This window comes from Streptomyces sp. NPDC014727 (assembly GCF_043083485.1).
GTDB lineage: Bacteria > Actinomycetota > Actinomycetes > Streptomycetales > Streptomycetaceae > Streptomyces.
Genome location: NZ_JBIBYR010000027.1, coordinates 53411 through 80114, shown reverse-complemented (window position 1 = coordinate 80114; position 26704 = coordinate 53411). Strand labels below are relative to the sequence as shown.

The 26704-nt window shown below is 72.1% G+C and carries 20 protein-coding genes; 6 read left to right on the top strand and 14 right to left on the bottom strand.

Going from position 1 to position 26704, the window contains the following annotated elements; all coding sequences use genetic code 11:
• Positions 1–5: 5 nt before the first annotated feature.
• The 5 genes from ACF1B9_RS30765 to ACF1B9_RS30745 all read right to left on the bottom strand — a co-directional run bounded on the left by ACF1B9_RS30765 (position 6) and on the right by ACF1B9_RS30745 (position 6384).
• Complete coding sequence (locus tag ACF1B9_RS30765) at positions 6–2108, bottom strand: phage holin family protein (protein WP_391745977.1); 2103 nt, start codon at positions 2106–2108, stop codon at positions 6–8.
• A gap of 100 nt (positions 2109–2208) precedes the next feature.
• Positions 2209–2622 carry a hypothetical protein gene (locus tag ACF1B9_RS30760; RefSeq protein ID WP_376219784.1) on the bottom strand — a complete coding sequence of 138 codons (414 nt, stop codon included), beginning with the start codon at positions 2620–2622 and terminating at the stop codon, positions 2209–2211.
• Positions 2623–2782: 160 nt separating this feature from the next.
• A complete protein-coding gene (locus ACF1B9_RS30755) occupies positions 2783–4222 on the bottom strand; it encodes a gamma-aminobutyraldehyde dehydrogenase (RefSeq protein ID WP_391745979.1) in 1440 nt (479 codons plus the stop codon).
• Positions 4223–4392: 170 nt separating this feature from the next.
• The gene (locus ACF1B9_RS30750) at positions 4393–4794 is read right to left on the bottom strand and encodes a YybH family protein (protein ID WP_391745981.1); all 402 of its coding nucleotides are present in this window, start codon (positions 4792–4794) and stop codon (positions 4393–4395) included.
• 48 nt (positions 4795–4842) lie between these two features.
• A complete protein-coding gene (locus tag ACF1B9_RS30745) occupies positions 4843–6384 on the bottom strand; it encodes a purine-cytosine permease family protein (RefSeq protein WP_391745983.1) in 1542 nt (513 codons plus the stop codon).
• Positions 6385–6482: 98 nt separating this feature from the next.
• Here ACF1B9_RS30745 and ACF1B9_RS30740 point away from each other — a divergent pair, with 98 nt between their 5' ends.
• From ACF1B9_RS30740 to ACF1B9_RS30730, 3 genes are all read left to right on the top strand, one after another.
• Positions 6483–7934 carry a PucR family transcriptional regulator gene (locus ACF1B9_RS30740; RefSeq protein ID WP_391745985.1) on the top strand — a complete coding sequence of 484 codons (1452 nt, stop codon included), beginning with the start codon at positions 6483–6485 and terminating at the stop codon, positions 7932–7934.
• Positions 7935–8045: 111 nt separating this feature from the next.
• Positions 8046–8828 (top strand): MBL fold metallo-hydrolase, encoded by a 783-nt coding sequence (locus ACF1B9_RS30735; RefSeq protein ID WP_391745987.1) that lies wholly within the window; start codon positions 8046–8048, stop codon positions 8826–8828.
• The gene (locus ACF1B9_RS30730) at positions 8825–9445 is read left to right on the top strand and encodes a DedA family protein (RefSeq protein ID WP_391745988.1); all 621 of its coding nucleotides are present in this window, start codon (positions 8825–8827) and stop codon (positions 9443–9445) included. Before ACF1B9_RS30735 ends, ACF1B9_RS30730 begins: the two co-directional genes overlap by 4 nt.
• Here the strand turns inward: ACF1B9_RS30730 and ACF1B9_RS30725 are convergent.
• The 3 genes from ACF1B9_RS30725 to ACF1B9_RS30715 form a co-directional block, all read right to left on the bottom strand.
• Positions 9435–10493: an MBL fold metallo-hydrolase gene (locus tag ACF1B9_RS30725; RefSeq protein ID WP_391745989.1), complete on the bottom strand. Its 1059-nt coding sequence runs from the start codon at positions 10491–10493 to the stop codon at positions 9435–9437. The two genes, ACF1B9_RS30730 and ACF1B9_RS30725, sit on opposite strands and share 11 nt — an antisense overlap.
• 48 nt (positions 10494–10541) lie before the next feature.
• Positions 10542–11819 (bottom strand): aminotransferase class I/II-fold pyridoxal phosphate-dependent enzyme, encoded by a 1278-nt coding sequence (locus ACF1B9_RS30720; protein WP_391745990.1) that lies wholly within the window; start codon positions 11817–11819, stop codon positions 10542–10544.
• A 124-nt stretch (positions 11820–11943) separates the two neighbouring features.
• Positions 11944–12795 (bottom strand): SMP-30/gluconolactonase/LRE family protein, encoded by an 852-nt coding sequence (locus tag ACF1B9_RS30715; protein WP_391745992.1) that lies wholly within the window; start codon positions 12793–12795, stop codon positions 11944–11946.
• Positions 12796–13251: 456 nt separating this feature from the next.
• On the opposite strand from ACF1B9_RS30715, the gene ACF1B9_RS30710 reads away from it, so the two are divergent.
• From ACF1B9_RS30710 to ACF1B9_RS30700, 3 genes are all read left to right on the top strand, one after another.
• A complete protein-coding gene (locus tag ACF1B9_RS30710; protein ID WP_391745993.1) occupies positions 13252–14760 on the top strand; it encodes a bifunctional phosphatase PAP2/diacylglycerol kinase family protein in 1509 nt (502 codons plus the stop codon).
• A 169-nt stretch (positions 14761–14929) separates the two neighbouring features.
• Positions 14930–15739 carry a methyltransferase domain-containing protein gene (locus ACF1B9_RS30705; protein ID WP_391745994.1) on the top strand — a complete coding sequence of 270 codons (810 nt, stop codon included), beginning with the start codon at positions 14930–14932 and terminating at the stop codon, positions 15737–15739.
• A 24-nt stretch (positions 15740–15763) separates the two neighbouring features.
• Positions 15764–16117, top strand: coding sequence for a VOC family protein (locus ACF1B9_RS30700; RefSeq protein ID WP_365693731.1), 354 nt, complete (start codon positions 15764–15766; stop codon positions 16115–16117).
• Positions 16118–16247: 130 nt separating this feature from the next.
• Here the strand turns inward: ACF1B9_RS30700 and ACF1B9_RS30695 are convergent, their stop codons facing one another.
• The 6 genes from ACF1B9_RS30695 to ACF1B9_RS30670 form a co-directional block, all read right to left on the bottom strand.
• Entirely contained in the window at positions 16248–18227 is a 1980-nt protein-coding gene (locus tag ACF1B9_RS30695; protein ID WP_391745996.1) for a DUF5107 domain-containing protein, read from the bottom strand.
• Between the two features lie 198 nt (positions 18228–18425).
• The gene (asnB, locus tag ACF1B9_RS30690; protein WP_391745997.1) at positions 18426–20273 is read right to left on the bottom strand and encodes an asparagine synthase (glutamine-hydrolyzing); all 1848 of its coding nucleotides are present in this window, start codon (positions 20271–20273) and stop codon (positions 18426–18428) included.
• A 753-nt stretch (positions 20274–21026) separates the two neighbouring features.
• Positions 21027–21626 (bottom strand): GNAT family N-acetyltransferase, encoded by a 600-nt coding sequence (locus ACF1B9_RS30685; RefSeq protein WP_391745999.1) that lies wholly within the window; start codon positions 21624–21626, stop codon positions 21027–21029.
• Between the two features lie 189 nt (positions 21627–21815).
• A complete protein-coding gene (locus ACF1B9_RS30680) occupies positions 21816–23591 on the bottom strand; it encodes a CocE/NonD family hydrolase (protein ID WP_391746097.1) in 1776 nt (591 codons plus the stop codon).
• Between the two features lie 181 nt (positions 23592–23772).
• Positions 23773–24717, bottom strand: a complete 945-nt coding sequence (locus ACF1B9_RS30675; RefSeq protein WP_391746001.1) for an LD-carboxypeptidase — start codon at positions 24715–24717, stop codon at positions 23773–23775.
• Entirely contained in the window at positions 24714–26693 is a 1980-nt protein-coding gene (locus ACF1B9_RS30670) for a prolyl oligopeptidase family serine peptidase (protein ID WP_391746002.1), read from the bottom strand. Before ACF1B9_RS30670 ends, ACF1B9_RS30675 begins: the two co-directional genes overlap by 4 nt.
• Positions 26694–26704 lie beyond the last annotated feature (11 nt).

The window sequence follows — 26704 nt, the reverse complement described above, 5'->3', positions numbered from 1 at the left end:
GCCGCTCAGCCGACCGCCGGAACCGTTCCGTCCGCCTCGTCGGCGCCACTCGTCGTGCCCGGCGCCGTCAGCGGTATCTGTGGTCCCGAGCACTCCCGGAGCCAGCGCCGAAGCACCTCGTGCACCTGCTCGGCCCCGACCAGCTCCGTGCCTTCCGTCACCGGTGCCGACAGGTCCGCCGGCCAGAGCAGGAACGGCCGGGACTGCTCGCCGCCCAGACCGCCGTGTGAGCCGATCTGTTCCTCGAAGGCGTGCACACGGCCCGTGGGTTCGTCGTACATCGAATTCACCATGATGTCCGCGACGTGCGGGAAGGTGTCGGTGCGGCGCACCGCGGCCGCCGCGCCGGGCCCGAAGGACGCCAGCGGCCCCTCTCCGTCCTTCAGTTCCGACAGCGGGATCTCGACTCCGCCGCGCCCCAGCACCACCGATCCGTGGCGCTCGCTGCGCACCAGCAGAAAGCCGATGCCCGGGTGGTTGGCGAGGGTGCCGAGCAGTGCGGGCCGGCTCCGGTCGAGCTGTTCGCGCGAGGCCCGCCCCGCTATGTCGGGGAAGGAGATCAGGCCGAGGTTGCCGGAGGCGAGGACGACCGGGTCGGACGGTTTCGCGCGGTGCTCCGCCTCGCCCTCCTCGACCGGTCGGCGGTGCAGGGCGATCCGTACCGCGTCACGCGCCTCCGAGCCGCTGCGGGTGCGCTGTGCCCGACGGGGCACGGGCAGCCCGCAGCCCGCCCGCACCAGGTCCTTGAGCGTCAGCCCGTACGCCCCCGCGAAGGTCTCTCCGGGGCTCTGACCGTGGTCGGAGAGCAGCACGATCCGGTACCTGCGCGGGGTGTGTTCGGCGACCTTGACGATCAGGGCGAGCGACCGGTCCAGGCGCGCGAGCACCTTCTCCGCGTCCCGGCTGTGCGGTCCGGAGTGGTGCGCCACCTCGTCGTACGCGACCAGGTCGGCGTAGACGGCGGTGCGTCCGGCGAACATGTCCCCGATGACCGCGGCGACCACCACATCGCGTTCGACGACGGTCGCGAAGGCACGGATGAAGGGGTAGAGCCCACCGCGCTTGATCCGGGGCGTGTCCTTCCGGATCCGCGCCCGGGTGGACTGGCCGATCTCGCGGCAGACCTCGGCGACGAAGGACACCGCGGTACGCACGGCATTGGCCGGGTCGGAGAAGTAGGCGAAGTATCCCGCCCTGGAGCGACGGCCCTTGCCGAGCCGGGCGGCCATGGACAGAACGAGCGCCAGCTGGTGGGCGCCGCCGCTGAAGAGGTTGCCGCGGCTGGCTCCGTCGACCGTGAGCAGTCCGCCGTCATGGGTGCGTGCGATGGCCCGGCGCTGGAGTTCGAGGGCGCTCGCGGGGCGGCTGGAGACCATGACGTCGCCGGTCTCCTTCTCGTACCAGCGGAAGGCGGGGATGTCGTGGTTGCTGCCGTGCAGGATGCCGAGCTGGCTGGATCCGGTCTGGCTGGACCAGTCGGTGCGCCAGGGAATGAGCCGGTGGCCGTCCTCGTGCGCGAGCCACCGTGCGACGGTCGGCATCAGGCCGGATTCGGCGGCGTCGGCGAGCACGTCGTGGCCGACGCCGTCGAGCTGGATGAAGACGGTGCCCGGCGGTCCGCTGCGCCCGCTGTCCGCACCGCTGCGCCGTCGGCGACGGTCCGCGAGCCGGGAGAGGCGGCGTCGGTAGGCGTTGTCGTCGCGGACGGCGAGCGCCGTGGAGGTCGCGGAGGCGACGGCGGACATCACCGCCGCGACGACGACCGCGGTCTCCGGGTTGGCGGCGCCGCGCCCGTCCGGGATGAGCCGCAGGGCGAGCAGCAGCAGCGAGCCGTTCAGGAAGAAGACGAGCATCCCGAGGACGAGTGCGGGCACGATGAGCAGCGCCCGTACCAGGACGGGCCAGACCAGTGCGGAGAGCAGTCCGAACGCGCCGGCGCCCCAGGCCGCGGTGAACGCGGTCTTGGTGATGCTGTCGCCGTCGTCGGACTGGAGCTGGAAGTCCGGCAGAATCCCGGCGAGTGCCAGCATCGTGAGCGTCGATACCGCCCACACCACAACCACTCGCATCAGGGCGTTGCCGGCTGTTCGCCATCGCCCGTCACCCACGCCGTTCCCACCTCACGTCCGGACCCCTCCGATCCGGGCCCTGGCGCCCCAGCCTTTCACAGCGGGGCCGCGGGCCTCGACAAAAGGCGGTCGGGGGCGGTCAGCAGCCGTCGTATCCGGCGGTCGGCATGGAGAGCCGACGGTGCACACTGGCCTTCGTGCGGGCGCTGTAGGGCGGCTCGTCGAGTCCCGCGAGCTCCAGGCGCACGCCGCGCCGCTCGCACTCCGCGGCGAACTCGGGCACCGAGGTGAGGGCCCGCGCCAGCACCCGGTCGTTGGCGGCGACGAACAGTTCGACGTCGCCGCTCTCGACGTCCGTCCACAGGGCGTGGTGGTCGGGGCGCAGCCCGTAGAAGCGCAGCTGCCGGGTGACGACGTATCCCTTGTCGGCCGCCCAGCGGGCGCACATGTCGTGCTGGCCGCGGGTGTCCACGAGGAACGGATCGCGGTCCAGTTCTTCGAGCGGTGTGAGACTGGCGATGGCCGCCACCCGTACGTCCTGCCCGTCCCCCATGGCCTTCCCCCCGTGCTAGGCGTACGGGCGACCCTACTCCCCCGGCTCCCGTGCAAAAAGGCGCGTGCGGGGACCGAGGGAGCGCGGAACACGGACGCGGAGCAGCAGTGCGCCCCCGCGCCGGGCGGAACCGGGCGGGGGCGCATGTGGGAGGCAGGGGTCAGAGCGACGTCATGACGTGCTTGATGCGGGTGTAGTCCTCGAAGCCGTACGCGGAGAGGTCCTTGCCGTAGCCGGACTTCTTGTAGCCGCCGTGCGGCATCTCGGCCACGAGTGCCATGTGGGTGTTGATCCACACGCAGCCGAAGTCGAGGTTCTTGGACATCCGCATCGCCCGCGCGTGGTCCTTGGTCCATACGGAGGACGCCAGCGCGTAGTCGACGCCGTTGGCGTACGCGACGGCCTGGGCCTCGTCGGCGAAGGACTGGACCGTCATGACGGGGCCGAAGACCTCGTTCTGGATGATCTCGTCGTCCTGCCGGAGGCCGGAGACGACGGTCGGGGCGTAGAAGTAGCCCTTCTCGCCGACCCGGTGGCCGCCCGCCTCGACCCTGGCGTGCTCCGGGAGGCGGTCGATGAAGCCACTGACCTGGGCGAGCTGGCCGGCGTTGTTGAGGGGGCCGTACAGCACGTCCTCGTCGTCCGGCTGTCCGGTCTTCGTGTCGGCCGCGGCCTTGGCAAGGGCGGCGACGAACGCGTCGTGGACGGACTCGTGGACCAGGACCCGGGTCGCGGCCGTGCAGTCCTGGCCCGCGTTGAAGAAGCCGCCGACGGTCAGGTCCTCGACGGCCTTCTCCAGGTCGGCGTCCTCGAAGATCACGGCCGGGGCCTTGCCGCCGAGCTCCAGGTGGACCCGCTTGACGTCCTTGGCCGCGCTCTGCGCGACCTGGATGCCTGCCCGCACCGAACCGGTGATGGAGGCCATCGCCGGGGTCGGGTGCTCGACCATCGCACGGCCCGTCTCGCGGTCGCCGCAGATCACGTTGAAGATGCCGCGGGGCAGCTCAAGCTCCTCCAGTACGCCGCCGATGATCTCGGCGATCAGCACGGTGGAGGCGGGGGTCGTGTCGGAGGGCTTGAGCACGACGGCGTTGCCCGCGGCGAGCGCAGGGGCGAACTTCCAGACGGCCATCAGCAGCGGGTAGTTCCACGGCGCGACCTGCGCGCAGACGCCGACCGGCTCGCGGCGGATGATCGACGTCGTCCCGTCCATGTACTCGCCGGCCGAGCGGCCTTCGAGCATCCGCGCCGCGCCGGCGAAGAAGCGGACCTGGTCGATGGCGGGAGCCAGCTCCTCGGTCCGGGTGAGGTGGAGCGGCTTCCCGGTGTCACGGCTCTCGGCGGCCACCAGCTCGTCGGCCCGTGCCTCCATGGCGTCGGCGATCCTCAGCAGGGCCAGCTGCCGTACGGACGGCGTGGTGTCCCGCCAGACGGGGAACGCGGCAGCGGCGGCGGCCATCGCCGCGTCGACGTCGGCCTCGCCGGAGAGCGGGGAGGTCGCGTAGACCTCGCCGGTGCTGGGGTCCACGACGTCGAGGGTGCGGCCGTCCGAGGCGTCCGCGAAGACGCCGTCGATGTAATTGCGGAACGTGGTGCTCATGGAACCGGTCTCTCTCGTGGTCGGGCTCATGGTCGGGCTCATGGTCGGGCGGCGCCGGGCCGTGTCCGGCAGATCCCGCCCGGCGCGCGACGGGCGAACGGCGGGGATGTGCCGGGCACGGCCCGGGGACGGGACGTGTGGTCAGGCGGTGGTACGGGTGGGAGGCACCGTCACCCGGCCGTGCGGGCGGACAGGTGCTCGTGCACGGCGGGCCAGCTGCCGTCGGCGGCGCGGGCGAACACGATGGTCTCCCGCTCGTGGACGGTCTCCTCGCCGGCCCTGGTGGCGATCGTGGTCTCCACGTCGTGGCTGAAGACGGCCGTGGAACCGTAGTGCTGGACGAGCTGTCCGGTCGAGACGCAGCGCACGACGCGGAAGTCGTCCTCGGTCACCCACCGCTGCCACAGCGCCCTGTATTCGGCGGTGGAGCCGAGCCGCTGCGGGGTGGAGTGGAAGACGAAAGTGGCGTCCGGGGCGAAGGACCCGAAGTAGTCGTCGAGGCGGCCGTCGGCGAAGGCGGCGATCAGTGCGTCGGCCGCGGCCCGGACTTCCTGGACGGGGGTGGTGCTCATGTACAGCTCCTGGTGACGGGGCGGTGGAGTGGCGGAGGACCGGGCCGATCAGCTCGCGGCGGCCGGTGCGGCGGCGAGGGTCTCGTCGTCCGGGGCGCCCGTGATGGGCGGGACGGCCGTGTCCGACGCCCTGACGAGGCGGGGGCCGTCCGGGCCGTACACTCCGCGCGGTTCGGGGAAGAGGGTGAGCAGGCCGAGGTAGACCACCGCCGCGAGGCCCAGGCCGACCGGCAGGGAGATGTCGGTGCCGTTCGCCAGGTTGCCGAGCGGGCCGACGAACTGGCCGGGCAGGTTGGTGAACAGCAGCGCCACACCGGCGGAGAGGAACCAGGTGGACATCCCCCGCCAGTTCCAGCCGTGGTTGAACCAGTAGCGGCCACCGGTCTGACGGCGGTTGAAGACCTGGAGCGCGTCCGCGTCGTACCAGCCGCGCCGGGTGACGTAACCGAGTGCCATCACGATCATCCACGGGGCGGTGCAGGTGATGATCAGGGTGGCGAAGGTGGAGATGGACTGCGCGAGGTTGAGCGCGAAGCGGCCGAAGAAGATGAAGGCGATCGACAGGGCACCGATGAAGAACGTCGACTGCACCCGGCTGAATCGGGTGAAGACGCTGGAGACGTCGAGGCCGGTGCCGTACAGCGCGGTCGTGCCGGTCGACAGGCCGCCGATCAGGGCGATCAGGCAGAGCGGCAGGAAGTACCAGCCGGGCGAGATGGCGAGCAGTCCGCCGACGTAGTTGGGGGCGGCGGGATCGAGGTACGTGCCGGCCTTGGCCGCGATGATCGAGGCGGTGGCCAGGCCGAACACGAAGGGAAGCAGCGTGGCGATCTGGGCGAGGAACGCGGCGCCCATCACCCGGCGGCGTGGCGTGGTGGCCGGGATGTAGCGGGACCAGTCGCCGAGGAACGCGCCGAAGGAGACCGGATTGGACAGCACGATCAGCGCGGCGCCGATGAACGAGGGCCAGAACAGCGGGTCGGCGGTCGAGGTGAAGGTGCCCGCGTAGCCGGCGTCGAAGTCTCCCGCGAAGGCGAAGGCGCCGAGGACGAAGAGTGCCGAGGCGGCGACCACCGCGATCTTGTTGACCATCAGCATGAAGCGGAAGCCGTAGACGCAGACCACCAGGACGAGCCCGGCGAAGATCGCGTACGCGATGCCGTAGGTCACGTCGGACTCGGGCAGACCGGCGAGTCGGTGGGCGCCGCCGACCAGCGCGTCGCCCGAGGACCACACGGAGATCGAGAAGAACGCCACCGCGGTGAGCAGCGAGAGGAACGAGCCGACGATCCGGCCCTGCACACCCAGGTGGGCGGAGGAGGAGACGGCGTTGTTGGTGCCGTTGGTCGGGCCGAACAGCGCCATCGGGGCGAGCAGCAGCGCACCCGCGACGAGGCCGAGCAGTGTCGCCGCGAGTCCCTGCCAGAAGGAGAGTCCGAACAGGATCGGGAAGGCGCCCAGGACACAGGTCGCGAAGGTGTTGGCGCCGCCGAAGGCGAGCCGGAAGAGGTCGACCGGACGGGCCGTGCGGTCGGCGTCGGGTATCCGCTCGACACCATTGGTCTCGACTTCGGTGATCGAGGCAGTCACGGGCGCTTCACCTTTTGTTCATGGGGACGGTCCCACAGTCTGTGGCCCGTGACGACGGTCGACAATTGTGCAGATCACAGAGCAGTACGCTGTTGTCTGTGGCCGACAACAAACTCACCGTGGAGGATCTGCTCTCCTTCCCCGCTCTCCAGCTCTCCGTGAAGGCGGGCAGCAGTGGGCTGGGGCGCTCCGTTTCCTGGGCGCACGCAAGCGAACTCGCCGATCCGACGCCCTGGCTGCTGGGCGCCGAGGTGATCATGACGACGGGCCTCGCGGTGCCGCGCACCGCCACCGGGCAGCGCGCCTATCTGGAGCGGCTCGACGACGCCGGTGTCTCCGCGCTGGCACTCTCCGCGCAGTTGCACATGCCACCGCTGCACGACGCGTTCTTCCGGGCGGCCGAGGAGCGTGGCTTCCCGGTCCTGGAGGTCCCGCTCGCCGTCCCGTTCATCGCGGTCTCCCAGGAGGTCGCCGCCTCGGTCCAGGAGGACGCCCGGCACCGGCTCGGCGCGCAGCTCCAGGTCTTCGGCTCGCTGCGCTGGCTGGTCGCCGAGGACCTGGACACACCGACGCTGCTGCGCCGCCTGGAGCGCCTGTCCGGTTACGACGTGTACCTGTGCACGCCGCAGGGACGTCCCCTCCTGCCCGGTGTGCCGGTGCCCGAGCCGGGCGTCCTGCCCGCTTCCGTGGACGCCCCGCCGACCGTGCCCGGCGGGTTCGTGCTGCCCGTTCCGGCGCCCGGCGGCCCGGCGGGGTTCCTCGTCGCGTACGAACGGGAGGGGGCCCAGCCCGCCGGCCTCGCCGTCGTCCAGCACATCGCCACGGTGGCGGCGCTGCGGGTCGCGATGGTGCGCAACGAGCGCGAGACGCTGCGCCGCGAAGGCGCGGAGACCCTGGCCGAGCTCCTGCAGGAGGTACTGGACCCGGAGTCCGCCCGGCGTCGGCTGGCCCGGCATGGGATCGAGGGCGACACCGTGTTGATCGTGGTGCGGCAGACCACGGACGAGGCTCTGCTGCGCTGTCTCCAGGACCATCCGCATCTGCTGCTCACCTGGGGGACGGACCGGTACGTCCTGGGCGCGCCCCGGCTGGCGGGGGAGATCGGTGGACTGCCGGACGTGGCGGCCGGGATGAGCCGCCCGTTCCTGCCGGGCGCCGCGCTGCGGGTGGCCCAGCGCGAGGCGCTCTGGGCGGTTTCCAAGGCGGCCGAGTCGGGGCGCCCCGTGGTCCGCTACGGCGACGACTCCCTGGGCCGCTGGCTGCCCGAGGACCCGGCGGTCCTGACCGCGCTGGTCGAGCATGTGCTGGGCGAGGTCCTGCGCTACGACGAGGCCCACGACTCCCAGCTGCTGGTCTCCGTCCGCACGTGGATGGAGCGGGACCGCCGCACGGAGACGGCAGCGGCCGCGCTGCACATCCACCCCAACACCCTCGCCTACCGGCTGCGCCGCTTCGGCGCGCTGACCGACCGTGACATGGCGTCGACGGGTGCGCTGACGGAGGTCTGGCTGGCCGTCCAGGCGGCGGGGGCGCTGGGCCTCACCGACTGACCGCGACCGGCCGGGACGGCAACCGGCCGGAGCAGGGTCACCCGATCCGGTCGCGGCACTAGGCTCGTTGCCAGGGCCGGAACAACGAACCCGGAAACGAGGAGGCACCGCGTGCCGGTGGAAGTCACCTGGTGGGGTCATGCCACCTGCACGATCGAGGACTCCGGGGTCCGGGTGCTGACCGATCCGCTCTTCGTACGGCGCTTCGCGCATCTTCGCCGCCGGCGCGGGGAGCTGCCCGGCCCCGAGGCCGCGGTCGCCGATGTCGTGCTCGTCTCCCATCTGCACTCCGACCACCTGCATCTGCCGTCGCTGGCCCGGCTCGCCCCCGGGAGCCGGTTGATCGTGCCGACGGGCACGGTGCGCTCCGTGCCGGGGCTGAGGATGCTCCGTGCGGTGCGCGGGCTGCGCATCACCGAGGTGGGACCGGGCGACGTGGTCCGGGCCGGCGAGGTGCGGGTACGGGCGGTTCCCGCACTGCACGACGGCAGGCGCCTGCCCATGGGCCCGCATCGCTCCCCCGCGCTCGGCTATGTGGTCGAGGGCGAGGCGCGGACGTACTTCGCCGGTGACACCGGGCTGTTCGACGACATGGCCGGGGCCGTCGGCCCGGTGGACGTGGCACTGCTGCCGGTGGGCGGCTGGGGTCCTTATCTGGGGCACAGCCATCTGGACGCCGGGCGGGCCGCACAGGCGCTGGCCCGGCTGGCACCGCGGTCGGCCGTGCCGGTGCACTACGGCACGTACTGGCCGGTCGGGATGGACGCGGTCAGACCCCACGAGTTCCACTCACCGGGCGACGAATTCGTCCGCAAGGCGGCCCTGCTGGCACCGGAGGTGGCGGTGCACCGGCTTTTGCACGGCGAACAGGTGCGGCCGGAGGCCGCCAGGTGATCCAGGAGGTCGTGAGACAGCTGCCCCCCGAGTCGACGCAGCAGGCCGTCGGATATCCGTCCCTGTTCCTGCTGGTGGCGCTGGGCGCACTGGTGCCCGTGGTGCCGACGGGCGCGCTGGTGAGTTCGGCCGCGGTGGTGGCACTGCACCAGTCGTCGCCGTTCTCGCTGCTGATCGTCTTCGGGGTGGCGTCGGCCGCCGCGTTCCTCGGTGACATCTGTCTGTACTGGCTGGGTCAGCGCGGGGTGCGGTCGAGGAACGGTTCGAAGTGGCTGCGGACGATCCGCGACCGGGCCGCTCCGGAGCGGCTGGCGCAGGCGCAGCAGAAGCTGGACGAGCACGGCGCGATGGTGCTCGTGCTGTCGAGGCTGGTACCGGCGGGTCGGATTCCGGTGATGCTGGCCTGTCTGCTGGGCCGGATGCCGCTGCGCCGGTTCGCCCGGGGGGATGTGCCGGCGTGCCTGGCCTGGGCGGCGACGTACCAGCTCATCGGAATACTCGGCGGTTCGCTCTTCCCCGAGCCGTGGCAGGGCGTGGTCGCGGCGGTGGCCTTGACGCTGCTGATCAGCGGGGCGCCCGCGGTGTGGCGCAGGACGCGGGCCCGGTTCAGCCACTGATCGTGCGGGGCACCGGCTCCAGCACGCGGGAGCCGCCGATCGGCAGGTCCCAGAGCCGTGTCCGGGGGTGTCCGGCCCGCTGCCAGGCGGTGCGCAGCCGGGCCAGCGGTTCGAGTACGGGCTCCGCGGAGAGCACGAAGGTCGCCCAGTGCATGGGCGCCATCGCGCGGGCGCCGAGGTCCTCGTACGCCTGCACGGCCTCCTCCGGATCGGTGTGCACGTCGCCGAGCCACCAGCGGGGTTCGTACGCCCCGATCGGCAGCAGTGTCAGATCGATCCCGGGGTACCGGCGGCCGATCTCGCCGAACCAGTGGCCGTATCCGCTGTCCCCGGCGAAGTGGATGCGCTGCCCGCCGTGGTCGGCGCTGTCGATGATCCAGCCGCCCCAGAGGGAGTGGCAGGTGTCGGTGAGGGTCCGCTTGGACCAGTGGTGGGCGGGCACGAAGTCGAAGCGGACGCCGCGCAGGCGAGCGGATTCCCACCAGTCGAGTTCGGTGACACAGGTGAAGCGGCGACGGCGGCACCAGCGGCCGAGTCCGGCGGGGACGAACAGCGGGGTGTCCCTGGGCAGCCTGCGCAGGGTGGGGGCGTCGAGGTGGTCGTAGTGGTTGTGGCTGATCACGACGGCGTCGACGCGTGGCAGGTCCTCCCAGCGGACGCCGACCGGCGTGATCCTGGGCGGGGTTCCGAGGATGCGCCGGGACCAGACGGGATCGGTGAGGACGGTCAGCCCGCCGGTGCGGACGATCCAGCTGGCGTGCCCGGCCCAGGTGACGGAGGTGGTGTCGGCCGCCGTGTCCGGCAGGGGTTCGGGGGCGTACGGGAGCCGGTGGACGCCGCGCAGTCCCTCCGTGTTGGGCCGCAGCGCGCGTTCACGGGCCAAGCGAGACATGCTCATGACACCGGGGAGCGGCGCGGTGAGCCGGTCGGCGAAGGATTTGGGCCAGGCCCGGACCTCGCCGAGCGGGCGCGGTCCGACGACCTCGCCATGGGCGATCCGATGCGCGGGGGCGGCCCCTGCGGAGGAGCGCCCGGTCTGTTCCGTCATCGAGAAACTCCCGTCTCGGTTCGGCGTCCCGGTACCGGCGCCCGTCCGTCATCGGAGTTCGTCGAGAGCCGCTGCGAAAATGCTCAGGGCTTGAGCCACGTGCGGCAATTCCAGGGGCTCCACAGCGGTGAGGGACTCCGTCTGCTGCTCCGGCGTCGACCCGAGCAGCGTCCCGGTGCCCAGCCGTACGCGCAGCGCACCCAGTTCGTCGCCGAACCGGTGTCCGCCCGGCGTCGGTGCGCCGAGACGTTCCGTCAGGTACTCCTCCAGCTCCAGCGAGTCCGTGACCCCCCGGTCCGCCAGGCTGGATCTGAGCGGGCCGAGATCGGCGTAGAGATGGCGCCCCGCCTGCGGGGGCCTGGCGAGCGCACCCGACGCGAGGACCGCGCGGTGGGCCGCCGCGGCGATCCGCGCCTGGAGCGCGGCGGCCCGGCGGACCCGCTCCGTGACGGCATCCGGTTCGCGCAGCGCGTGGGCGGCGGCCATGGCGACCGGTCCGGCGACGAGCGCACCGAGTGCGGTGAGGATGTCGAGGGTGCGGGCATGGCGCACCGCCGCCCGCTCGGTGTCCGGGAACCGGGCGACCGCGACCGGCCAGGCGGACGGGGTCAGCGCACCGGCGAGGTCGCAGACGACCGTGACGTCGTCCGGGCACATCTCGGCCGGGCTGAGCAGGACCGTGTCGTGCGGCCGGTGCAGGGTGTCGCGCCAGGTCTCGTCACTGACGATGTGCAGCCCCTCGGCGACCGCGGCCTCGCACGCCTCGCGCACGAGTTCCGGCGGGGCGACGGTGGCGGTCGGGTCGTCGACGACGGAGATCAGCAGCAGCCGGGGCCTCCCTCCCTCGGCGCGCACTCTGCGTACGGTCTCCAGCAGCGCGTACGGATCGGGCACGCCGCCGCACTCGGCCGGGGTCGGCACATGGTAGGCGGGCCTGCCCAGCAGCCTGGCCTGCGGAATCCAGGTGGCCGTGCAGGGGCGGGGCATGAGCACGTCGCCACCGTGCGCGGCGATCAGCGCGAGCAGCAGCGGCGAGGCGCCCGGGGCGGCTGCGACGCGCTCCGGGGAGCCGTGCAGTCCGCGCCGCGCCCAGTAGGCGGTCGCGGCCTCGCGCAGGGCGTCGCCGCCACCCGTCGGTTCCGGTGCGCCTCGGCCGGCCGCGGCGGCGAGCACCTCGGCCAGCTCGGACACGACGGGCAGGCCGGGATCGGGTGCGGGCGGCCCGTACCGGACGGGGCCGCGATCCTCCCGTACGCGGCGCGCTCCCCCGCCGCCCTTCTGCCTCCGCCCCACCCGTCCGGTCCGCTCGGTCCGCTCCCGCGCCATCCGGGCCTCCTTCGCCACTGCCCCGTCGTCTCGCGCTCAGGGCCCTTTATACGAGGGATCCATCGGCGGCGCCCGCCCAGCGGAACCGTCACCGGTGGGAGCCGGGGAGGCCGGCGAGCGCGGCTCAGCCCGCGAAGGCCGTACCGGGCAGCCCGCGCCCCGCGTCCGGCAGCACCAGCAGCGACCCGGAGAGCGGATGCGGTGCGGCGAGCCCGGTGCGGGCCGAGGTGATGTAGAGATCGCGCAGGTCCGCACCGCCGAAGGCGCAGGCCGTCGGGCGCCGCACCGGCAGGGCGACCGTCCGGTCCAGGACTCCGTCGGCCGTGTAGCGGCGGACGGCGGCGCCGTCCCACAGCGCGACCCAGACGGCCCCCTCGACGTCGACGGTCAGGCCGTCCGGGAACCCCGCGCTGTCCTCGACGACGGCGAACGGACGCCGGTTCACGGCGCGCCCGCCGTCGAAGTCGAAGACGTCGATACGGCGTGTGGGCGTGTCGATGAAGTACATCAGCCGCCCTTCCGGGCTCCACCCGATGCCGTTGCTGCAGGCCACGACGGGCAGCACCGGGGTGACCGCGCCGTCGGGCGCGATGCGGACGAGACTGCCGCCGGTCTCCGCACCGTCGTCACGCATGGTGCCCGCCCACAGCGCCCCGTCCGGGGCCACTGCCGCGTCATTGCCACGGCGTCCCGGTTCGGGATCGTGAACCAGCCAGCGGAAGCGGCCGTCGGGGTCGTACAGTCCGATGCCGTCCCGCAGATTGACCACGAGTCCGCCGCCCGCGCGCGGTTTGGCGGCTCCGACGGGCTGTTCGGTGGCCATGACCGTACGACGGGCACTCACCGGGTCGTAGGTGTGCACCCGGGCGGAGACGATGTCGACCCAGATCAGCCGGCCGGTGGCCGGATCCCAGGTCGGTCCCTCGCCGAGCTCGGCCTGCTCCTGTACGGCCACATCCAGGCCTGCGGTGGTCATTTCTGCCCTTCGTGGTGGACGGACCGGCGGAGAGCGCGTCGGCGCCGTGGAGCACGGAGCCCGCCGGTGCCTCCTCGCGCTCCACGGCCCGGCGGATCACGGTACGGAAGGGGCAGAACGCGACGACGCCTGTGCGGTCCCGCAGCGACGCGGCGCCACGGCCGGCATCGGGAACACAGAGTAGTCGCGCGCCACATGCCGCCACAATGCCGACACCTACGGGCGATGGGCACGAGCAACGGACGGCACCGGGCCCGTCGGGAGGGCGGCGCGAGCGGTCGGGAATGCAGGCGCGAGCGGCCCGGCCGGCACGTCGGCGCCCGGCGAGGCCCCGACAGTCGGAGCGGGGATCCTGCCGGTGGGCGCAGGCGGCCCGGGGCCGCCCTCCAGGCCCGGCGGCCCGTCCGCGGACGCGCCTGCTGGTTCGGCGCGCCCCGGCGGGGTAGGCGGTGTTCCATGCCCGCACCACGTCGTACTCCGTTCACCGGCCCGTCGTCCACCTCGCTGCGCGCTCGGCTGCACCGCCGGGATCTCGCCGTGTTCCAGGCCCTGGCCCACCGCGACTGGCCGGGCGCCGGGCCCGTGCTGCCACGGCTGAGCCGCAGCGCCGATCACGGGCTGCTGTGGTTCGGGGCCGCCGCGAGCCTGGCCGCGCTGGGCGGCAGCGCACGGGCCCGGAGGGCCGCGCTGCGGGGGATCGCCTCGCTGGCGGTGGCATCGGCCACGATCAACACGATCGGCAAGGGCGCGGTGCGCAGGCAGCGCCCGCTGCTGGACACCGTGCCCGTGATGCGGCGGCTCGGGCGCCAGCCTTTCACCACGTCCTTCCCCTCCGGACACGCCGCGTCGGCCGCGGCCTTCGCCACGGGCGTGGCTCTCGAATCGAAGGGCTGGGGCGCCGTCGTCGCCCCGCTCGCCCTGTCCGTCGCCGCCTCGCGCGTCTACACCGGAGTCCACTATCCGAGTGATGTGCTGGTGGGTGCGGTGCTCGGCGTGGGGGCCGCGCTGGCCCTGCGGGGTGTCGTGCCGACCCGCGGACAGCTCCCGGCACCGGGCCGACCGCCCGGCCACGCGCCCGCCCTGCCGGCCGGCCAGGACCTGGTGGTCGTCGTCAACCAGGAGTCGGGCACGGCGACCGCGACGGCCTCGCTGGTACGGGACGCGCTGCCGCGCGCCGAGGTGGTGGAGTGCGCCCCCGGGGAACTCCGGGCCGAGCTGGGGAAGGCGGCGGACCGGGGCCGGGCGCTGGGGGTCTGCGGCGGGGACGGCACGGTCAACCGGGCCGCGGCCGTCGCCGCCCTGCACGGTCTGCCGCTCGCCGTGTTCCCCGGCGGAACCCTGAATCATTTCGCGTACGACCTGGGCATCGAGACAGTGGACGACACATGCGCCGCACTGACCGCGGGCGATGCGGTCCGGGTCGACCTCGGTCGTTTCCGGCCCGGACCGGAGGGACCGGGAGGCGCGCACGGCTGCTTCCTCAACGCCTTCAGTCTCGGTGTCTATCCCGAACTGGTACGGACGCGTGAGCGCTGGGCCCCGCGTATCGGAGGCTGGCCGGCGGGCCTGGTCGCGGCGTGGACGGTGCTGCGGGGCGAGCGGCCGCTGGAGGCCGAACTGGAGGGGCGGCGGCGGCCGCTGTGGCTGCTGTTCGTGGGCAACGGGCTGTTCCAGCGGGTCGGTCCGGCGCCCGGACGGCGGCACAACCTCGGGGACGGTCTGCTGGATGTGCGAGTGGTGCACGGTGGCCGCACACCGGGCCTGCGGCTCCTCGCCGCAGCTGTCGCGGGTCCACTGACCCGCTCCCCCATGCATGCGGCGGAACGGCGCAGAAGGGTGCGGATCGCCGGCCTGCGACCCGGTACGCCCTACGCGTACGACGGCGAAGTTGCCTACAGCAAAACCGAGTTGATGATCGACAAGCTTCCGGAGGCACTGACGGTGTACTGCCCGATGGCGAGATGAAGAAGTCTGCCGGAATCCGCCGCGCGCGGGCCGACCGGGGGTGACCGACTGCCCGTCGCCACCCCCGGCTCATGCACGCCCTCTCGTCCATATATCAAGACCCCTATCTCATTATTCGACATCCGAGCGTACGGTGGCCGTACCGATCAGCGAGAAAGGATCCACGGCCATGCCGAAGGAGACCGCCGTCTACACCCACGGCCACCACGAGTCGGTGCTGCGCTCGCACCGCTGGCGCACCGCCGCCAATTCCGCGGCCTACTTGATCGATGAGCTCCGTCCCGGCATGACCGTGCTGGACGTGGGCTGCGGACCCGGCACCATCACGGCTGATCTGGCCGCACTGGTCACCCCCGGCCGGGTGACCGGCGTCGACTCCGCCCAGGAGGTCCTGACCCGCGCGGCCGAGGAAGCGGCCGAACGCGGCCTGGACAATGTCGAGTTCGCCACCGCCGACGTGCACGCCCTGGACTTCCCCGACGACTCCTTCGACGTCGTCCATGCCCATCAGGTGCTCCAGCACGTGGGCGATCCCGTGCGGGCGCTGCGCGAGATGCGGCGCGTCTGCCGTCCCGGTGGCATAGTCGCCGCCCGCGACAGCGACTACGCGGCGATGACCTGGTACCCCGACCTGCCCGGCATGGACTCCTGGCAGGAGCTGTACGGCCAAGTGGCCCGAGCCAACGGCGGCGAACCGGACGCCGGACGCCGGCTGCTCTCCTGGGCCCGCCGGGCCGGCTTCACCGACATCACTCCGACCGCGGCCACCTGGTGCTTCGCCACCCCGGAGGACCGCGCCTGGTGGAGCGGGCTGTGGGCGGACCGTACGGTCGGCTCGGTGTACGCGGAGCAGGCCGTGGCCGGCGGCCACGCGAGTACCGAGGAGCTGGCGGCGATCGCCGCGGCCTGGCGGGAGTGGGGCGCGCGGGACGACGCCTGGTTCATGGTGCCGCACGGCGAGATGCTCTGCCGGGCCTGATCACCGCCAACTACCCTTGCCCACATGGATATTCTGGGAACCACGCTGCGCATCTGTGTCGACGACCTGGAGGCCGCGGTGGCCTTCTACGAGGACCTCACAGGCAGTTCCGCGCTGCGCTTCGAGCGGGGTGGGGTCTCGGTCGCCGCGATCAGCTGCTTTCTGCTGATGAGCGGCCCGGAGTCGGAGCTGGAGATCCTGCGCAAGGTGACGGCGACGATCGCGGTCAAGGATGTCGACGAAGCCCACGCCTCCCTCACCCGTGTCGGCGCCAGGATCCTCGCCGGGCCGGTGCCGACGCCGGTGGGCCGCAACCTGATCGCCGTGCACCCGGACGGCTCCGTCTTCGAGTACGTCGACCGGAACCTGACCGTTTGACGGGCGGCCGTCCGGCCCGCGACCACGCGACGGGGGTCGCCTGCCCCACGGCGTCCCAGGGGCCGCCGCCCCGGGCACACCGCCTGGCCCGCACCGCCTCCACCGGTGCGGAGCCGGGCGGTCTTCGCCGTCACGCCCTGGGGCGCATCCGGTAGTTGTAACTGTCCGGCAGCGGCTCGTCGGTGAGCTCGGCCCACACCTCGTCCAGGATTTCCGCGCCCTCCCGCAGATCCGCCACCTCGAAGCCCTCGTCGAAGACGGCCCGAGCGGCGGCGCGGTCGCCCTCGGCGATCAGCAGCCGCGCCTCCAGCAGGCGGAAACGGCCGCGCTGTCGATGCTCCGTGCACAGACCGTTCCACACCGTCCGGGCCGCTTCGGGGCGCCCTGCCGTCAGCAGCACCTCCATCGCCTCGCGTGCGAGCGCCGCCGTGGCGGACATCCAGGCGTCTCGGTCGCCGTCACCGTCGGGGCGTTCCGCGCGCAGGCCGTCGAACGCCTCGGTGTAGAGGTCCGCGGCCCTGTCCCAGTGGGCGCCCTCCTCGGCCGCGACGGCGAGGCAGCGCAGCAGCGGCCAACGGGACGGGGCGAGGACCAGTCCGCGCTCCCAGCTGCGGACCGCCTGGGCGCGGTCGCCCGCGTGCCACTGGGCGACGCCGAGGTGGTACTCGGTAAGAGGTTCGGCGGAGGCCGTCTCCAGCATGTCGCGCCAGTGCGGGGAGACCAGGGAGGGGCCGGGCGGGACCGGCCCGCGCGGTTCGGGAAAGATGCCCTGTTCCAGCAACTCCAGCCAGGGTTGCTGCTGTTCACCGAGAGTGGACTCGGCGAACGGCGTGCCGGGAAGCCGGTAGGTGCCTCGCCGGACTTCGAGGGCACCCCAGCCGGAGCCGGTGGCGAGCGACTCGCCGGGCTCGGTGTCGGCACACGGGCGCCAGGCCGCGTACGCGGCGTCGACGTCGGCGCGCGGCAGCGCCTCGGCGAGCCGCCGCTCGGTCTCGGCGCGGGCCGCCGCCCAGTCGTCGCCGTGCACGGTCACGGGGTCCGCGGACAGCGGTCCGTACGACTCCAGCCAGCTGAACTCGGCGCCCGGTGCCAGGGGAATGTGTTCCAGCTGGGTACGGGCGAGTCCGGCCTGGATCTCCGCGTAGCCGACGGTGCCCGGCTCGGTGAGCCACTCCTGCCAGCGCCGCCCGCCCGGCCCGCTCCCCCACAGGAACAGCTTGCGGCCCCGCAGCAGATCGGTCGACGTCTGGACGAGTCCCCTCCCGTCCTCGTCGAGGGAGGCGATCCAGCGGCGCGCGCCGTCGGGCACCTCGTAGAAGTAGTCGGCGGGGAAGTCACCGCGCAGCGGGTACGTACGGTCGACGGAGCCCGACTCGGGGACCGGGACCCGGGTCAGGGTGCGCGCGTAACCGAAGTGCCACGCCTCCTCGGCCGGGGCCAGGACGCGAGTGCGTTCGCCCTCCGGCACGGCGATGTTGGACCACCAGTAGACGGGTGCGGTGTGCTCGTGCGGATTGCGTATCCGTACGCCGACGTGCAGGAAGTCCGAGTCCTCGGGCAGCCAGAGGTCCACCTGGAACGGCAGGTCGCGCAGCCGCTCCCACTCCCACAGGCGGACCATGTCCCCGCCGTCGGGCGCGGGCACCCGGGCGGCGTGCACCGGGGCGCAGGACAGGGTGGTGTGGCCCGTGGCGCCGATGTTCCACTCGATGCCGCCGGAGAACCAGGCGCCGTTGAGCGCGAAGTCGGCGGGCTGCAGGACGGGGTTGGTGTAGAGGAGTTCGCGGCCGGTGGGCTTGTGGTGGAGGGAGTGGATGCGTCCGCCGAGTCCGGGCAGGACGGTGGCCCGCAGCCGCTCGTTCTCGATGACGATCGCGTCCAGCGTGGTGGGGACGCGTCGGCGACCGTACCCGTCGAGGACGCGCACCGGCAGCACGGTGGCCAGCGGTTCGTAGCCGATCTGGCGTGCCATGTCACGTGGCAGTCCGGCCCGGTCGCGGTCGTCGACGACATGCATCTCGTCGAGCGGCCGCAGTGCGGGCAGCGGGTTCTCCGGGCCCAGTGGTGCGGCGGGCAGATTCAGTACGGCACGTCGTACGGTCGTGGCCAAGGCAACCTCGCTCCCTCGCGCGGGCCGCCGCAGGTCCGGGCGCCCCCGATGACCATGGAACACGCTGGACAGCGGCCCGGCCAGAGGGGCCGCCGTCAGACTTCGGCAAAAGCAGGGCCGGTTCAGGCGGCCGGAGGCCATGAACGTGCCGCCCGGAACACTCCCCGCGTGGAAGAGGCTGCGCCGGTACCGGCCCGCTCAGCCGAGATCCACCTCCGGCTCGTACATGTCCAGCCACATCGCCAGGTCCAGGGTGCGCTCCAGCCCGCGACGGGAGGCCGAAGTGATCCCTGGTGCGTCGTGCTCGGCCACCCGTCGCAGCCGGTCGCGGTCGATGAGGTCGAAGACCCGGTGGTCCGGGCGCGCGAGCAGGTCGTGGGCGTGCTCCTGGAGCGCGACGGCGTACTTCGGGTCCTGGGTCGACGGATAGGGGCTCTTGGTCCGTTCGTACACGGACCGCGGCAGCAGGTCCGCGGTGGCCTCGCGCAGCAGGCTCTTCTCCCTGCCGTCGAAGGACTTCAGGGCCCAGGGGGTGTTGTAGACGTACTCGACGAGCCGGTGGTCGCAGAACGGCACGCGGACCTCCAGGCCGACGGCCATGCTCGCGCGGTCCTTGCGGTCGAGCAGGATGCGTACGAACCGGGTCAGGTGGAGGTGGCAGATCTTGCGCATGCGGTACTCGAAGTCGCTCTCGCCGGTGAGCCGTTCGATGCCGGCGACGGCGGAGTCGTAGCTGTCGCGGATGTACGCCCGCAGGCCGAGTGCCTGGTTCACGTCGTCGCGGAGCATGCCCGCGTCCTCACCGAAGTGCTCGGCGAAACGCACCAGCCAGGGGAACGTGTCGGCATTCCTGGCCGCCTCGTCGAAGAACTGGAGGTAGCCGCCGAACACCTCGTCGGCCGACTCCCCGGACAGCGCGACGGTCGAGTGTTCGCGGATGGCCCGGAAGAGCAGGTAGAGCGAGGCGTCCATGTCGCCGAGACCCATCGGGATGTCCCGGGCCCTGATCATCCGGGCGCGCACCTCGGGGTCGGCGAGGGTGTCCGGGTCGAGCACGATGTCGCGGTGGACGGTGCCCGCCTGTCGCGCCACGTCGTGGACGAACGGGGTGTCGGGGGTGGTACGCAGCTCGTCGGCGACGAAGTTCTCGGTCCGCCCGACGAAGTCGACGGCGAAGGTGCGGACCTTCTCACCGCTCCTGTCGAGCTGTTGGGCGGCGAGCAGGGTGACCGCGGACGAGTCGAGGCCGCCGGAGAGCAGGACGCAGCGGGGCACGTCGGAGACCAGTTGTCGGCGCACGATGTCGTCCAGCAGCGTCCGTACCCTGGCGACCGAGGTGTCCTGGTCGTCGGTGTGCGGGCGGGTCTCCAGCTGCCAGTAGACGTGCCGGCGCAGCCCGCCGCGGTCGACGGTGACGACCGTGCCGGGCTGTACCTCGTACATGCCGTCCCACACGGCGTGGCCGGGGGTCTTGACGAGGGTGAAGAGCTCCCGGAGCCCGTCGAGGGTCACGCGGGGCCGGGCCAGCGGGTTGGCAAGAATGGCCTTGGGTTCCGAGCCGAAGAGCACTCCGTCGGCCGTCGGCCAGTAGTAGAAGGGCTTGACGCCCATCCGGTCGCGGATCATGACGAGCTTGTCGTGGCGGCCGTCCCAGAGGGCGAAGGCGTACATGCCGTTGAGCCGTTCGGCGAGGGACTCGCCCCACTCCAGGTACCCGTGCAGCACGACCTCGGTGTCCGAGTCGGTGAGGAACCGATGCCCGCGGGCGGTCAGTTCCGTGCGCAGTTCAGTGAAGTTGTACGCCTCACCGGAGTAGACCAGGGCGACTTCGCCCTCCGGTGTGCCCACCGTCATGGGCTGGCGTCCGCCGGGCAGGTCGATGATCGCGAGCCGGCGGTGCCCGAGCCCCGCGTGTTCGACCGTCCAGGTTCCCCGGTCGTCGGGGCCCCGGCAGGCCATGGTCTCCGTCATCGCGTCCAGCGTCGCCACCTCCGCGGCTGCCCGCAGATCGCGGTCGAACGAGACCCAGCCGGCGATGCCACACATAAGCGTCCTCCCGATTCGGTCCCGGCCGGGAGAGCGGTCCGTACGCACGGTGCCGTCCCATGGGCGGCATGCCGAAGGCGGGTGCCCGGCAGAACCAGTTGCATCTAGCAGCTATATGTCGAGCCTGTGCCTGCGATTGCGTACGGTCAACACGGCCGTTACGTGGACGGAGGCAGGCTCCTCATACTTTCGGCCGCCGCTTTCCCCTTCCTATACGGGACCACCCTGCTTCGCAGCCCGTACGGAAAGGGCCCACGGGCTCCGAAGGCGGCCCGAATCGGCCACGGGCAAAGACTTTCCCAATCCGGGATGCGCCGGTGGAGTGCATGCGGCGGATCTGCGGACAGTCCGGTGCGGCCGATCGGGGTGACCGATCCAGGTGACCCGCTCGATAGGCCGGCCAGGACCTTGTCCACGTCGGTGACCTGCCGTGTCCCCGGGCGGTAGCACGACTGGTCGTCTTCCCGGAACTGTCCCTCACGGGCTACGACCTCGCCGCCCCGGCCGTGTCCGCCGACGACCCACGCCTGCGCCCGCTCATCACGGCGTGCCACGATTCGGGGGCGACGGCCCTGGTCGGGGCGCCGGTGCGCGTCGCGGACGGGCGTGAACACAGAACTCCGGCCGTGCAGGCCGGGCCCGAACCGGGCGCCCTGGTGTCCGCGACCGTGGCCAGTGACTCGGCCGGCGCTCAGGGTCTTTCATGCGGATCGGACCGGGCTCGCGTGCCCGGTCCGATCCGAACGAGAGACCCTAAGCGCCGTCCTGGCTCAGCATCTCGGCCGTGATCGCCCACCGCTCGTGGTCGCGCCAGGCACCGTCGATGAAGAGGAAGTCCGGCGAGAATCCTTCGAGGCGGAATCCGGCCCGTCGCACGAGGGCGAGCGAACCGTCGTTGGCGGGCTGGATGTTGGCTTCGAGCCGGTGCAGGCCGAGCGGCCCGAAGGCGTACCGCAGGACCAGCTCCAGCCCTTCGCTCATCAGTCCGCGCCCCGCCGCATGGGCGAAGGCCCCGTATCCGAGCGCGCCGCAGAGGAACCCGCCGCGGACGATGTTGTTGATGTTGATGAAGCCCGCGATCCCGCCACCGGCCCCGCCCGCCCCACCGTCCCGCCCACCGGCCCCGCCTTCGCCGCCGGCGCGTTCGCAGACGAGGAATCCGGCCTTCGTGGGGTCATCGATCATCCGGCCCGCGTACGCCGCGTACGAGCGGGCGTCGACGGGCGGGAAGAGCCAGGGGCTGTGCAGGCTCCGGCTCTCCCTCGCACGGGTGGTGAACTCCTCGGCGTCCGCTTGCGTGTAGGGGCGGATCGCGGTGCGGTGTCCCTGGGCCAGGTAGTCGATTCCGCTCATCCGGCCAGCCTAGGGTCTTTCGTCCGGATCAGGCCGGATCAGCGAGCCCGCTCGCCCGGCGTGATCCGGACGAGAGGCCCCGGACGCATCTGTCACCAGCGCTGCCGGACCTCGCACAGGCGTGACTCCGGGCAGTCGGAGCAATCGGAGCAGTCGGATCCGTGCCGGTGCGATGCCCCCTTCGGCGGGTCACTCCACCCGGTCGCCGACCACCGGAAGCTCCAGCACACCGGTGTCCTCGGGGGCGCTGACCACCGTGACCGGCTTGATGCCGCGGTTGCCCGAGTAGGCGCTGTCGCTGGCCGCGATCACGAATTCGAGCCGGTGGCCCGCCTCGTACCGGTGGACGATGCCCGGCAGTTGCACGGTGAACGAGCGGGTGACGTCCGGCACGCGCACCGGGGAGACGAGCCGGTTCACCAGTGTCCTGGAGCCGTCCGGCGCCACGTCGTACACCTTTGCGAACAGGACGAGCTTGTCGGCGGCGTCCCCGCTGTTCTGTACGCGCTCCGTCTTCGGCGAGACGACCTTCAGCGTGGCCTTCGGCGCACCGACGACATCCACGGCGGCGGTCAACGGGGCGCTGCACCAGCCCAGGTAGGTGCCCTTGATGTCGTACGGCTCGGGGTCGGGCAGTCCGATGATTCCGGCGAGCGAGCTCTCCGAGTGACTGGTCGGCACGAGCCAGTTGGCGTACTGGCGGCTGCCCCGGGTGACCTTGGACCGGTTGTCGACGAGCTTGCCGTCACCGGAGAGGTACATCTTCCGGCTCAGGGCCGGTACCGCGGCCGCAGTGCCGTAGCCGCTCTTCCAGTCACGGTAGTAGGCGAACTCGGGCCCGGTGTCGGTGTTCTGCCTGTGCTGGAGGTAGCGGTCGAACCAGGCGAGGACGCGCTGTCCGACGTAGCTGGTCTCCAGGTTGCCCTTGCCCAGGTCGAGTTCACCGGGAACGCGCCCGCCGCTGTGTCCCCAGGCCTGCCAGATCATCTTGGTGGTGGTGCCCTGCGCCTTGAGGGTGTTGTACGTGGCGGTGGCCTCGTTCAGGTTGAACAGGCTGTCGGCCTGGCCCTGGACGAGCAGAGTGGGCGCCTTGACCCCGCTGAGGTGGGCGACGGGCGATACGCCGCGCGCGTAGTCGAGCATCGCGGCGGTCCTGTCCGCCGGGTAGCGGCCGGAGTTGAGCAGCCGGATGGTGTCGCAGGCCTGCGCGGCGAAGTGCAGGCAGGAGAGACTGCCGAACCGGGACGGGTCCAGGCTCGCGTGGAGGATCGTCTGCCCCTCCCCCATCAGGTAGAAGCCGTTGGTCCACTGCCACTTGAAGACACCGGCGGTGTCGGACGAAACCCCCTCGTGCGTACCGGCGTTGTTGGGCGCGAGCGCATAGGCGAGGTCGTTCCAGGTGATCAGCGGCACGAGGGCGTCGACGCGGCGGTCGACGGCCGCTGTCGCCATCTGGATGGCACCGCCGTACGAACCGCCGATCATGCCGACCCTGGGGTCGCCCGTGCCGTCCTTGGTGACGTAGTCGGCCTTGGTGCCGTCGTCGGCGGCGCGTGTTCCGGCGAGGAAGTCGATGAGTCCGGCGGCGACCTTCCCGTCGATGGCCGGGTCGTCGAGCGTGATGAGACAGCCGGACCTGCCGAAGCCGAGGCCGGAGTAGACGAGGCCGACGTAGCCGCGGGAGGCGAAGGCCTTGCCGATGGCGTCGGTCGAACCGTCGGACTTGCTGCCGCCGAAGCCGTTGGTGGCGAGCACGGCGGGGACGGGATGCTGGGCGTCGGCCCCGGCGGGACGGTACAGATCGGCGTCCACGGTGCAGGACCGGCCGCCCGCCCGAAGGGTGAACTTCAACGGGGTGACGGTGTACGGGGAGGTCTCGCCGGCGCTCGCATGCGCCGCACCGGCGAGGAACAGCGGTGCGGCGAGCGCGGCTCCGACCGCGTACGCGATCGCCTTCCGGGACAGCGTCCGGTGCCCGGACCGGGAGCGGGAAACAGCACGTGACACAAAGGCCTCCACACCGAGAGCTACTTACCGGCCAGTAAGTACTGGACCGCGCTCATGCTGTGACGCGTGTCATGGCGATGTCAATGCCCAGGCCCCCGTACCCTGAAGGATGCTCAACTTCTTCGCGAATTCCCGCGGTTCAGGCCAGCGCGGGTACCTCGACGGTGAGCGTGGCGGGGCCGCCGTCGGCCGGCGCGTCCAGCACGGCGGGCACTCCGAGCGGAATCGTCAGCGCGGTCGGCCCGTGCCCGAAGCCCAGCTCCTCGACGACGGGTACACCCAGGGGGCCGAGCCGGTCGACGAGGACCGCCCGCACCTCCTCGTACGGACCGCAGCCCGCCCAGGAACCGCAGGCCACCCCGGACACCCCGTCGAGCGCCCCCGCCCGCAGCAGTTGGGTGAGGATGCGGTCGATGTTGTACGGGTCCTCGGTGGTGTCCTCGATCAACAGCAGCCCGCCGTCGGCCGACGTCCGGGCGTGCGGGGTGCCGATGTCGGCGGCGAGCAGGCTCACGCAGCCGCCGTAGGTGATGCCACGGGCCCTGCCGGGGACCAGCACCCTCGCCGAGGGAAGGCCGAGAGTACGCACCGAATCGGGCTCGAACAGGGTCGCCCGCAGGGACTCCTGGGTGTCCGGGTCCTTGAGGAAGGTCTCGGTTCCTGCCATCGGCCCGTGCAGGGTGGCGAGGCCCATGCGTCGGGCGAACGCCTCGTGGAGCACGGTGATGTCGCTGTAGCCGATGAACACCTTGGGCCCGGCCGCGCGCATCGCCGCCCAGTCCACCAGGTCGACCATGCGCTGCACGCCGTATCCGCCGCGGGCGCAGATCACCGCGTCGACGGACGGATCGCACCAGGCCTCCTGGAGATCCCGGGCCCGCGCCTCGTCCGTGCCGGCGAGGTAGTCCAACTCCGGGTGCACGTCGCGCGCACGGGGTGCCTCGACGGGGACGAGTCCCCAGCCGCGCAGTACGTCCAGGCCCGCGTCGAGACGGTCGGCGGGCACCGGTCCGCTCGGGGACACGACGGCGATCCCGGCACCCGGACGCAGCCGGGCGGGGCGGGTCAGGGGGGCGAGGGTCACTTCTTCAGCTCCAGCCGCGGTACGTCGGGACAGTCGATGCCGAAGGTCTGGCCGTACAGCGAGAGTTCGGCCTCCAGGGCGCGGATCATGGTGTCGGCGCGCCGGAACCCGTGCCCCTCCCCCTCGAAGGTGAGGTACGCGTGCGGGATGCCGCGCCCTTCGACCCGGTCCAGGAACCGCTCGCACTGGACGGGCGGGCAGATCGGGTCGTCCAGCCCCTGGAGCAGGATGAAGGGGGTGGTCAGCCGGTCGGTGCGGCTGACCGGCGACCGTTCGCGGTAGCGGGCCGGGACTTCGGCGAGCGGGCCGACCAGGGATTCCAGGTACTGCGACTCGAAGTCATGGGTCTCGTCGGTGCCCCAGCCGGTCAGATCGAGGATGGGGTAGATGATCGTGCCGCAGGCGTAGACATCGGTGCCGGTCAGCGAGGCCGCGGTGGTCCAGCCGCCGGCGCTGCCGCCCCGGATGGCGAGCCGTCGCCGGTCGGCCGTGCCCTCGGCGGCCAGCGCCTCGGCGACGGCCGCGCAGTCCTCGACGTCGACGACGCCCCACTGTTCGCGCAGCCGGTTGCGATAGGCCCTGCCGTAGCCCGTTGAGCCGCCGTAGTTCACCTCGGCGACCCCGATGCCGCGCGAAGTGAAGTAGGCGATCTCCAGGTCGAGTACGAGCGCGGCATGGCCGGTGGGGCCGCCGTGCGCCCAGACCACATAGGGCGGCAGTTCACCTTCGGGACCGGTCCGGCCGGGGTTCCGGGGCGGGTAGATGTGGGCGTGGATCTCCCGTCCGTCGGACCCGGTGAAGGTGCGGTCCTCGGGCTGCGGGTAGTACGCGGGGTCGACGGCGTCCTCGTGCGGTGTGCCGATGATCCGGGTGCGGCCGGTCGCGGTGTCCAGTTCGACGACCTCGTAGGCGCTGTACGGCCCGGCGGCGATACCGATGACCCGGCTGCCGTGCACGGCGAGCGACTCGGCCCATTCGGTCCAGGGCCCGGCGACGTCGACGAGTTCGCCGGTCTCCGGATCGAGGATGCCGAGCGTGGTGGTGCCCCGGCCGTGGACGGTGGCGATCAGACCGTTCTCCAGGGGCCGGAACCAGCTGAGGCCGATCTTCCAGAGCGGTCCGGCGAACTCCTCTTCCCGGGGGCAGAGCGCCACCGCGCCCCGATGCGGGTCGGCGCGGTACAGGTTCCACCAGCCGCTGCGGTCACTGGCGAAGAGCAGCTGCCCGTCGGCACCCCACTCGATCTGCGGCACCGATTCCTCGGGGCCGCCGCCGAAACTCCGGGCGTGCTGGAACGTACCGTCCTCGGCGACGTCCGCGAGCATCACCTCGGTGCCGTCCCACGGCATGCGCGGGTGGTCCCAGGCGACCCAGGCCGCCCGCCGTCCGTCGGGCGAGAGCTTCGGTCCGGTGACGAACCGGTGGCTGTCGTCGGAGAGTTCACGTACCGCCGAACGGTCGTCGGCCGCGGAGCCGTCCAGGGGCACTGCGGCGAGCACCCGGCGCAGTTCGGTGGGTGCCTCGCCGGTGAACTCCTCCAGGACGCACCAGACCTCGCCCCGGTCGAGGTGGAGCTGCGGGTCGACCCAGCGCAGCCCGCCGCCGACGGGTGAGACCGGGGTCAGTGGCCGGGGTTCGCCGGATCCGTCGGGGGCGTGGGCGTACAGCCGCTGGTCGGCGAAGTCGACGAAGACGATCAGCGGACCCCCCTCGGCGCGTTCGGCCCCGGTCCAGGGCTGTCCTCCGTACTCGATGACACGGCTCCGTACGTTCCATGGAGCGGGCAGCGCGGCGGCGGTGGTCCCGTCCGCCCGGCGACGGATCAGGGCGCGACGGCCCGCCTCGGCAGGGCGCGGCTCCGTCCACCACACCTCGTCGCCGACCACGCCGACATACTCCGGGCGGCCGTCGTGCGACGCCGCGAGCCGTGCGTCGATCGGTGACGGCCATGTTCCGTAGGCCCCTGTGGACACCATGATGAATTCCC